Source organism: Agromyces humi (assembly GCF_009720255.1).
Lineage (GTDB): Bacteria > Actinomycetota > Actinomycetes > Actinomycetales > Microbacteriaceae > Agromyces > Agromyces humi.
In genome coordinates this window covers 1-1,546 of sequence record NZ_WJSP02000601.1, presented here as the reverse complement: position 1 = coordinate 1,546, position 1,546 = coordinate 1, and the positions used below count along the sequence as shown (strand labels likewise).

The following is a 1,546-nucleotide window of genomic DNA, read 5'->3' as shown; positions in this document are numbered from 1 at the left end:
GGAAGGCGCGCCAGTCGAGGTCGGGGATCGCCGCGTCGCGGGCACGCGCAGCGGTCGCGGCATCCGCCGTCTCCGACGCGTCGGGCGACGGGCCACGCCGTCGGAACGATCCCAGCGCTCCTCCGAAAGCGACCACGTGATCACGATAGCGTCGTCGGCCCCCTCGCGCGTCGACGCCGCGGCATCCGGGACCCAGGTCGCCCACAGCGAACACCGGGCGGGTGCGCAGCGACCCGTCGTAGGGTGGACGGATGGCTACCGTGGCGCTGACCATCGACAACTTCGAGCGGACGATCCTCGAGGGCGGCACCGTCTTCGTCGACTTCTGGGCCGGCTGGTGCGGCCCCTGCATGCAGTTCGCTCCCAATTACGAGGCGGCGTCCGAGGCGAACCCCGACTTCACCTTCGCGAAGGTCGACACCGAGGACCAGCAGCAGCTCGCCGCCGCCATGAACATCACGTCGATCCCCACGATCATGGCGTTCAAGGACGGCATCGGCGTGTTCGCCCAGGCGGGCGCCCTGCCCCGTCCCATGCTCGACGACCTGATCTCGCAGGTGCGTGCCCTCGACATGGACGCGGTGCGGGCCGAGCTCGCGCAGCAGGAGACCGAGCAGGCGATGACCTCGTCGCAGACCGAGCGCTGATCGGCTGCTGCGTCGACGGATGCCGCCGGCTCGGCGTCACGCCTCGAGCGCGTCGAGCCCGCTGAGGTCGAGGTCGACCTTGTGCGGCCGCGAGTCGCCGACGATGATCGCGGGCACCCGTACGAACGTGCCGCGCTCGCGGAGCCCGTCGAGCAGTTCGACCCAGCGGTCGGCCGCCGCCGTGCCGAGGAAGCCGGCGTGACGCGGACGATCGCCGCCCACGAGCTGCACGCCGATGCGGTAGCGACGCGAGAGCCAGCGGTTGGCGCGCGGGACGAGCACGGCGTGCTGCTCGGTCCCGCCGTACAGGCGGGCCAACTCGATCGCAGCCTGGTGGCGATTCGCGTCCTCGACCGGCACGACCGTGCGCACCTCACGGTCCCGGTGCGGCGCGTCGAGGACGTCGAGGCCGTCGAGCGTCGAGAGGTCGCCCCACTGGTCGGGGTTGGCACGGCGGCTCGCGCGAACGAGCGACACGACGAGCCAGGCGAGCGCCGCGAGCACGAGCACCACGAGCAGCCAGAACGCCGCCGGCGGGCCGTCTGGGCGGATCCACCCGGTGAGCAGCAGCAGCCCGACCAGCACGAGGAACGGGAGCGGCTCCCAGGCGAGCAGCGGCTTGGAACGGGGCGCGGGCATGGGAATCAGGCTATCGCCCGCACCGGCTCGGACCTTCGTCAACGCAGGGCGGGCAGGCGCGAGGCGACCTCGTCGAGCACCGACTCGTCGGCGGCGTACAGGCCGCGCTCCCGTGGCCAGTGCACGACGACGTCGGTGTAGCCGAGTTCGGCGGCCCGGCCGACGGCGTCCTCGAACGCGCCCACGCTTGCGAGGCTGTAGCGCGCCTCGGCGTCGAGCGACAGCGTGCGGGTGATCGTCGACGGGTCGCGACCGGCGGC

Annotated in this window: 2 protein-coding genes and 1 pseudogene; 1 reads left to right on the top strand and 2 read right to left on the bottom strand. The window is 72.5% G+C overall.

Annotation, left to right across the window (positions count from 1 at the left end; genetic code table 11):
- The first annotated feature begins 251 nt into the window (after positions 1 to 251).
- Positions 252 to 647, top strand: a complete 396-nt coding sequence (locus tag GH736_RS22710) for a thioredoxin family protein (RefSeq protein ID WP_159607261.1) — start codon at positions 252 to 254, stop codon at positions 645 to 647.
- Positions 648 to 683: 36 nt separating this feature from the next.
- Here the strand turns inward: GH736_RS22710 and GH736_RS22705 are convergent, their stop codons facing one another.
- Both GH736_RS22705 and GH736_RS22700 read right to left on the bottom strand, forming a co-directional pair.
- Complete coding sequence (locus GH736_RS22705) at positions 684 to 1,286, bottom strand: hypothetical protein (RefSeq protein WP_159607259.1); 603 nt, start codon at positions 1,284 to 1,286, stop codon at positions 684 to 686.
- Between the two features lie 38 nt (positions 1,287 to 1,324).
- Positions 1,325 to 1,546: pseudogene (locus GH736_RS22700) on the bottom strand (LLM class flavin-dependent oxidoreductase); the annotation flags it as partial.

Bases quoted from the DNA above. Each gene is read 5' to 3' on its own strand.
- GH736_RS22705 (WP_159607259.1), bottom strand. From the start codon at position 1,286: ATGCCCGCGCCCCGTTCCAAGCCGCTGCTCGCCTGGGAGCCGCTCCCG.
- GH736_RS22710 (WP_159607261.1), top strand. From the start codon at position 252: ATGGCTACCGTGGCGCTGACCATCGACAACTTCGAGCGGACGATCCTC.